Consider the following 7914-nt stretch of genomic DNA (forward strand, 5'->3'; position numbering starts at 1 on the left):
CCGCGCCGTTGGCGCCCGCCAGCGCCGCGCGCGTCGCGCGATCGGCCGCGAGGCCCAGCAGCAGCGCGGCGAGGGCGCAGGCGGCGGCGAACACGGCGAAGGCCCAGTGGAAGGCCGCCATCAGCAGGAGGAGCAGCGGCACCACGGCGGCGTCGAGCAAGAGGCCGCTGAGGGAGCCCGACACGCCGCGGCGCACCTCCTCCACGTCGCGCATCGCCCGCGCCGCCGCGCCGGCCGGCTCCGCGCCGCCGCGCGCGGTCGCGGCGAGCAGCACGGGCGAGGCCAAGCGCCTGGCGACGCGGTGGCCGATCGCCAGCAGGGCCGCGTCGCGCAGGTGCGACAGCGCCACCATCAGCGCCGCCGCCACCGCGAAGCCGGCGGCGAGGCCGACCGCGGTGCCGACGTCGCCCGTGGGCACGACCAGGGTGTAGATCTGGACCTGCAACAGCACCAGGCAGAAGGGGCCGAGCGCGCCGGCGACGCCGAGCCCGGCCGCCAGGCGCAAGGCGCCCGAAACCTCGGGCGCCAAGCGCGCCATCACCCCCGCGGCCCGGGGCGCCGCCTGCTTCGCCATCGGCCGGTCAGCCGCGCAGGAAGAAGCCGGCCGCCACACCGCCCGCCGCCGCGGCGCCGAGCAGGGCGAAGAGCACGGCCTGCCACAGGTCCGGCCGCGCCTTGGCGGCCTTCTGCGGCGAGCCGGCCGCCGGAGGCCCCGTGTCGGCGAGGCGTTCGTCCAGCCGAGCCAGCCACAGCGCCAGCGTGTCGAGGCGTTCCGACAGCGCGGCCTGGGCGGCCACCAGCGTCCGCACCGCGTCGCGCTCCTCCGGGCCGGGCAGCCGGGTGGCGAGGTCCGCGACCTGCGCCGCCACCCGCTCCTGCCCGGCGGCCAGGCCGTCGAGCGCCCGTTGCAGCCCGGCCGCGGGCAGCGAGGTTTCCGGCGCCTGCCGGCGCACGCGCATGGGGATCGGCGTCGCCACGCCGTCGGCCGTCCGCACCACCACGGAGAGTTCGGAGGCGCGGCGGGTCCACTCGGCTTCGAGCGGCAACTCGAAGGCGTGGCGGCCGTCGCCGACGCCGGCCTTCTCCAGGTCGTGGCGCGCGAGGTCCGCCACCGCCCGCGCGACGGGCGCGTCGCCCAGGCGCAGCTCCACGGCCACGCGCTCGCCGGGGTCGCTGGCGTTCCAGGCCCAGCCGTACAGGCGGTCGGGCATCGCCCTGTCCACCAGCCCCTGCACCTCGGGGAGCGCGGCGCCGCGGGCCGGCGGCGCGTCAGCCTGGTGGCGCGGCGACTGGTCGAGCACGGTTGCCAAGGGGCTGTCTCCGGTTCTTCGGGTTGCGTTGCGGAGCGCGCCCGCCTTTGCGGCGGAGCGCGTCCGCGTAGAGGCCGAGGTGGGCGCGCGCTGCGTCGTCCATGTCGGGCGGCGGGCGGACGCCGGCGGAAAGGCGGTCCCACAGGCCCGGCTCCTCCGCGGCGCGGCGCATGGCGGCGGCCAGCCCGGCCGGGTCGCCCACCGGCGCGTGCAGCCCGTCCACCCCGTCGCGCACCATCTCCGCCATGCCGCCCACGCCGCCGCAGATCACGGGGCGGCCGTGCCGGAACGCCTCCAGGATCACCAGCGGGGCGTTCTCCCACCACACGGAGGGCACCACCACCCAGTCGGCATCCGCCATGCGGGCGGCGGCGTCCGGAGCGCCGTAGGCGCCACGGTGCAGGGCGTCCGGCGCCGCCGCCAGCGCCGCGGTGAATTCGGCGAGGAAAGCGTCGGACTGCCATGCGGTGCCGCCGTGCAGCGCCAGCGAATGCGCGACGCCCTCGCGCGAAAGCCGCGCGGAGGCGCCGAGGGCGACCAGCGTGCCTTTGAAGCGGTTGATGTTGCCGAACACGGCGAAGCGGTCGCGCCGTCCGCCTGGCGGCAGCGGGCGCGGCGGCGCCGGAACGGCGGCCGGCACGGCGTTGGGGAGCACGGCGAAGCGCTCGGCGTCCCAACCCGCGGCAACGAAGCGGTCCCGCAGGAAGCGGCTCGGCGCGACCAGGCGGTCCACGGCGCGGAAGGCGTCGCGCACGGCCAGGGCGCGGAGCGAGAAGTCCAGCGCGGGGCGGTCGGGGAAGCAGCGGCGGCACCCGTCCGGCGACGGGCCGGCGCAGAGGCGGCCTTCGGCCGTCAGCAACTGCCCTTCCCGCGGGCAGATGGCGAAGTAGTCGTGCAGGGTGGCGACGAAGGCAGCGTCGGGCGCGGCGCCGCGCAGCATGTCGATCGCGTCCAGGCCGAACAGCAGCGGGTGGTGCAGGTGGATGACGTCCGGCCGCAGCTTCGCCACCAGCGGCGCCAGGCTGGCCAGGCCGTGGACGTCGTGCTGGACCAGGAAGAAGCGGTCGAAGTTGTCCAGCGAGACCAGCATCTCGTCCGGCGCCGCGCCGGCCGCTTGCAGCAGCGTGCCGGGCTTCCGCTCGCGCAGCGCGCCGGTGGTGCCGGCGAGGAACAGGCCCTCCGCCCCGTGCCGGTCGCGGAGCGCCCGGAAGAGCCCGAGCGCGAAGGCCTCGGTGCCGCCGGGCTGCAACGCCGGGTGGTTGTGGAGGACGAAGAGGATGCGCACGGCGCCGGCTCCCCCGCTCAAGCGCCTTCGGGGAAGCGCGCCATCAGGGCGGCCATGGCAGCGTCCCAGCGGCGGTGGTGGCGGCGGCGGTTGTAGGCGCCGGCGAGGGTGCGCGAGTGGCCCTCGTGCGCGGAGACGGACTGCCGCTCGAAGTGGAACAGCTCGGAGGCCGGCTCGTAGGCGATCTCGCCCCCGGCGGCGCGGAGCTTGAGGCAGAGGTCGGAGTCCTCGAAGTCGCCGATGACGTAGCCGGTGTCGAAGCCGCCCGCGGCCTCGAAGGCGGCGCGCCGCACGCAGAGCGCCGCGCCCGTCACGGCCGGCACGGGGCCGCCCCTGGCGGCGTCCGGGTGCGAGCGCGGGAAACCCTTGCAACGGTGGTCGTTGAGCCACTCGCCCGCGGCGTCCTGGCGGAAGACCATGCCGGCGTGCTGCACGGAGCCGTCCTCGAACAGCAGCTTCGGCCCGATGGCGGCGAGCGCGCGGTCGCGGCGCAGGGGCTCCAGCAGCGGCGGCAGCCAGCCCGGCGCGGCGGGCAGCACGTCCGAGTTCAGGAACAGCAGCGTGTCCGCGCGGGCGAGCGCGGCGCCGGCGTTGCACGCGGCGGCGTAGCCGCGGTTGCCGGGCATCACGGCGAGGCGCAGCCCCAGGCCGCCGTGCAGCGCGGACAGGCCGCGCAGCAGCGGCTCCACCTCGTGGCGCTGCTCGGGCGAGTCCAGGACGAAGACGAGGTCGGCGGCGCCGCGCACCCCCGGGTCGCGCGCGAAGGCGGCGATCTGGAAGCGCAGGAAGCGTAGGGTCCGGTAGAGCGGCACCACGACCGAGACGCGCGGCGCGCGGCCCTGCGCGGCGCCGAACTCCACCGCATCCGGCTCGCCGGTCCAGCCGCGCATGACGGCGGCGTGCAGCCGTTCGGCCGCCGGGGCGATGCAGGCGTCCAGCAGGCCCGGCCGCAGCGCGTCGGGATGCGCGGAGCGCAGCACCAGGTCTCGCGCCGTCTCCGGCGGCAGTAGGCCCGGGGGCGCGGATAGGTCCAAGGATGCGCCGGACAGGAGGCGCACGCCGAGCCGCCACTGCGCCACGCCCGGGTGGTCCGCCGCGGGCAGGTGCGCGAGGAAGCCGGGCGCGAGGCCGGCGCCGCCGAAGGCCGCGCGCGCGAAGCGCTCCGCGAGGTCGGGCCGCGCGACGCGGTGCAAGGCCGCGGGCGGGATGGGTTGCGCCTCGCCCCCCGGCCCCCGCAGTTCGAGCCCGTCCACCAGGGCGAGGGGGTCGCGCAGCCAGCCGCACAGGAACAGGCCGCCTCCGTGGTCGGAAACGGCGAGTTCGAGGGCGCCGCCGACCGGCTTGGCGGGGTCGTTCAGGCGCTGCGGCCGGGCGGGTTCCATCAGTTGCGCCTCGCGCAGCAGGGCGGCGCAGCGCGCGTCGGTCCGGGCGCGGCGGAGCAGGGCGGGCAGCACGCGCCGGCCCGCCGCCGCGCCGGGACCGCTGCCATCCGGCCGGAGCGCCTCGCGCGCGAGCGTCGCCAAACCGGGCAAGGAGGCCGCCCCCCTCACGGCGGTTTGGAAAGCAAGCGGCGCGGCCGGCGCGGGCGGCAGCAGCACGGCGCCGGCCACCGGCGGTTTGTCGAGCAGGAGCACGCCGCCTTCCGGCGGGGCGATCCGCCGCACGGCGCCGCGCGACAGCAGGCGCCACGCGCCGCTGCCGCCGCCAGCCAGCGGCACGGCCCAGGCGGACAACCGCGCACCGGGGTGGCTGAGGGGCACGGCGTCGCCGCCCGCCCCTTCCCCTGCCGCAGCGCGCGCGAGAGAATGGCAGAGCGCCGCCAGGTCGGGATCGTCGGCGGCCCGCAGGGCCTGGGCGCACGTGCCCACCAGGAAGCGCAGCAACCGCTCGTGGTCGCCGGCTTCGCGGTCGAGCGTCAGGGTTTCCGCCGGTACCGGCGGGTCGAGGGGGAAGGCTGCGGCGGGGGCGCCGCCGAGCGTCAGGACGCACGCCGCGCCCGGCCGCAGCAGTTCCGCGCTGTCGCGGACGGCCAGGATCGCGCGCGAGGGCGCGCCGGGCCGGGACAAGGACAGCAGCGCGGAGGGCGGCGGCAGCGGCGCGCCGTCGACCAGCAGGGCCGCCCCTCCGGCCCCCTCGGCCGGAACGGCGCAGTTCAGTTCCAACAGGACGACGCCGCTCGGCAACCGGACGAGGCGGTGCTCGACCGGCTGGAGCCCGACCGCGGCGCCGGGAAACGCTGCGGCGCCGGGTTTCCCCGGCGCCGCTTCGGCCTTCGTCCTCCGCACCCTACAGGGCGCCTCAGACGATCTTGATGTACGCGTCGAGGTTGCCGATCAGGTCCTCGGCGGAGACGCCGACGAGCTTGATCTGGTCGTTGCCGAGCGTGATCACCGAGCCGGTGGCGTCGCTGCTGATGCGGGAGGCCAGCTGCGAAGCGTCGGTGATGCCGGTGCCGTTGATGTTGCTCTGGATCTCCAGCACGTCCTCGCCGGCGCGGAAGTCCAGCACCACGTCGCGGCCGAAGCCGGTTTCGAAGGTGAAGGTGTCGCCGCCGGCGCCGCCCGCCAGTTGGTCGTCGCCACGGCCGCCCGACAGCGTGTCGGCGCCCGCGCCGCCCGCCACGGTGTCGTCGCCGCGGCCGCCGCTCGCCCGGTCGGCGCCATCGCCGCCCGCCACCACGTCGTCGCCGTCCGCGCCGTCGAGCACGTCGTTGCCGTCGCCGCCGGCGAGGACGTCGTCGCCGTCGTCGGCGAGGAGGGTGTCGTTCCCGGCGTCGCCGGCCATGGCGTCGTTGCCCCGGCCGCCCTGGAGGATGTCGTTTCCGGCGCCGCCCGCCAAGCTGTCATTGCCGTCCTGGCCGAAGACCAAGTCGTTCCCGGCGCCGCCGAGGGCCAAGTCATCGCCCCGGCCGGCGAAGACGATGTCGTCGCCGAGGCCGGCGAAGATCGTGTCCGCGCCGCCGAAGGTGGAAATCAGGTTGTCGAAGCTGCCCGGCATGTCGCCGTCGGCTTGCACGAGGTTGCCCTCGTTGCTGCCGAAGTACAGGCCGCCCGGCAAAGTGGCGAAGTCCGCCATGCTTTTTCCCCTTTTGGATCCGGGCGTTTCATTCGCCCTCCGTGATAAAACTAACGCGCGTTAACGCGCCGCACAACACTACCTATAGGTGTATCACAAAACTCCACATACGATCACCTGGAATGAATCTCGATGGTCAGGGCGTATCCGACGCCGCGTGAGGCCAGGATGGAGTCGGGGCCGAGCTTGCGGCGGAGCCGCTTCACCAACCCGTCCACGGCCCGGTCTTCCGGCCGCCAGGGCCGCCGGAACGCTTCCCTGGAGATCGCGTCGCGCTCCACGGCCCGCCCGGACGCCGCGATCAGCAACCGCAGCAGGTCGAACTCGGCGCCGGTCAAGCGGTGCGACACGCCATCGGGCCCATGCACCAGCCGCACTCCGGGCGAGAGGCCCCACCTGCCCCCAGTGGGGCGGTGAACCGCCGCGGCGGCCGTAGCCGGGCCGGAACGGCGGAGCACCGCCCGCACCCGCGCCAAGGCTTCGGGCAGGGGAACGGCGGCGTCCAGGACCTCGTCCGCGCCCGCTTCCAACCCCGCCACGCGCTCGGCGGGCGGCAAGGGTGTCACGTCCACCAAGATGCAGGGCATGGACGACGCCCGCCGGAGATCCCGCAAGGCGTCCAAGGCTTCGGCTTTGGACGGCCAAGCGGCGTGGACGAAGCCCAGGGCGTAGTGCCCGGACCGCACGCCTGCCCGGAAAGCTCCCGCCCCCTCCACGCCCTCCATCGCACAGCCCTCGGCCGCCAAGGCCTCGCGCAGGTGCCCCGGCAGGCTCGCGTGCGGACCGAAGAGAAGGCAGTTGACCGTCATGCCCTGGAGGAACTCTCGCAGTTCTCCCACAGGTTGTATCACGCGACCGTGAGCCAAGGAAGCGTAGGATTATGTAATATTAATGTATGCGCATCTTTGCGTCACGCCGCGCCGGGCCGGGCGTGGGGCGGTGCCGGCTACAGCAGATCATTCGCGTTTAGTTGCGATTTCGCCACGCCCACCAGCACCACCGCGTCCTCGCCATAGGAGATGGTGGTCGCCCCTTCGGCTTCGGTCGCTGCCTCCAGCAACGCCTCGGCTTCCGCCGCGCCGAGGCCGAAGCCCAGGCGATCGGCGCCGGGGCGGAAATCGAGGATCGTGTCTCGGCCGTCGCCCGCAACGAACAGGAACAGGTCGTTCCCCGCCCCGCCGGCGAGCACGTCGGCGCCGCGGCCCGCGCGGATGATGTCCTCGCCGCCGCCGCCCGACACGCGGTCCGCGCTTTCCCCGAGCGCGACAAACGTGTCGTCGCCCGCCCCCAGGTCGGCGATCACCACCGAAGCGGCGTCCGTGCCGGCGAAGGCCCCCGCGTCGCTTGCCGTGGCGGCGAAGGTGGCGTCGGCCGCGGCGGCGGCCGCGATGTCGAGAGCGCGCACCACCACGGTGTCGCCGCCGCCGCCCGTAGCGACGCGGAACTCGTTGACCCAGGCGTAGACGTTCGAGGCGGCTTCGATCGTCACCGTGTCATCGCCGCCACCGGTCAGCACATTGCCGCGCTTCGCCCCGTACAGCACCACGGAGGAGTCGCCGCCTCCACCCAGGGCGACGTCGGCGTGCACGAACCCCGCAAGGGTCACGCGCCCCGCCTCGTCCAACAGGACGGACACGTTTTTGACGCTGTTCCAGGCCCCCAGCACGTCAAGGACAAGCCCCTGCCCGTCGGAGCCCGGATCGCCGGAAAAGCCGACCAGCCCACCGAGCAGGGTGCCGCCGCCGTCGCCAACCGTCGCCACGTCCTCCAACGCCCCGGTCACCGGGGGCGGGGCGCCGTCGGGCGGAGAAGGCAGACGGGCGACATCCGTGCCGGGGAGGTACCACTGGACCGGAGATCCTGCCCGGCCCGTGCCGATCGAGAACCGCATGATTCGGCGCCTGCTCCTTTTGCGCGCAGAATCATTACGGCATTGACGTTTTGGTTGCAATGCGGGTTTCTCCACCCCGCGAAGGTATCGGCACGCGGCGTCTGGGCCTGGCCCGTCCGGCCCTGCCCGGAAGGGCGCTTCGCTGCTATTCGAGGCCCGGGACCTGGACCACGCCGGCATCGAGGGGGACTGGCCATGCCGAATTTGGCAGGAGACCGCGCCACCGTCGCGGCCGCGACGACGCATTTGGTGGAGGTGGGGCCGGCGAGCGGGAACGGCGCCTTGCGGGACTTGGCCGCCGGCGACCGGCTCGGCCTGCGCTTGGCGGACGAAGGGGCGGCGCCGCGGGCCGC

7 protein-coding genes are annotated in these 7914 nt (G+C 75.1%); all 7 read right to left on the reverse strand.

What is annotated here, in order from left to right:
* The coding region (locus ABD067_RS23970) for a hypothetical protein (protein WP_343897942.1) at window positions 1-574 on the reverse strand (574 nt) is incomplete at its 3' end.
* A gap of 7 nt (window positions 575-581) precedes the next feature.
* Window positions 582-1310: a hypothetical protein gene (locus tag ABD067_RS23975; protein WP_343897943.1), complete on the reverse strand. Its 729-nt coding sequence runs from the start codon at window positions 1308-1310 to the stop codon at window positions 582-584.
* Complete coding sequence (locus ABD067_RS23980; RefSeq protein ID WP_343897944.1) at window positions 1270-2595, reverse strand: glycosyltransferase; 1326 nt, start codon at window positions 2593-2595, stop codon at window positions 1270-1272. The genes ABD067_RS23975 and ABD067_RS23980 overlap by 41 nt, the downstream gene beginning before the upstream one ends.
* A 17-nt stretch (window positions 2596-2612) precedes the next feature.
* The gene (locus ABD067_RS23985; protein WP_343897945.1) at window positions 2613-4880 is read right to left on the reverse strand and encodes a glycosyltransferase; all 2268 of its coding nucleotides are present in this window, start codon (window positions 4878-4880) and stop codon (window positions 2613-2615) included.
* Window positions 4881-4893: 13 nt separating this feature from the next.
* The gene (locus ABD067_RS23990; protein WP_343897946.1) at window positions 4894-5670 is read right to left on the reverse strand and encodes a calcium-binding protein; all 777 of its coding nucleotides are present in this window, start codon (window positions 5668-5670) and stop codon (window positions 4894-4896) included.
* A 113-nt stretch (window positions 5671-5783) separates the two neighbouring features.
* Window positions 5784-6509, reverse strand: coding sequence for a response regulator transcription factor (locus ABD067_RS23995; protein ID WP_343897947.1), 726 nt, complete (start codon window positions 6507-6509; stop codon window positions 5784-5786).
* Window positions 6510-6616: 107 nt separating this feature from the next.
* On the reverse strand, window positions 6617-7561 hold the full coding sequence (locus tag ABD067_RS24000; protein WP_343897948.1) for a calcium-binding protein: 945 nt from the start codon (window positions 7559-7561) through the stop codon (window positions 6617-6619).
* Window positions 7562-7914: the final 353 nt, after the last annotated feature.

The sequence above is a fragment of the Craurococcus roseus genome (assembly GCF_039523795.1).
GTDB lineage: Bacteria > Pseudomonadota > Alphaproteobacteria > Acetobacterales > Acetobacteraceae > Craurococcus > Craurococcus roseus.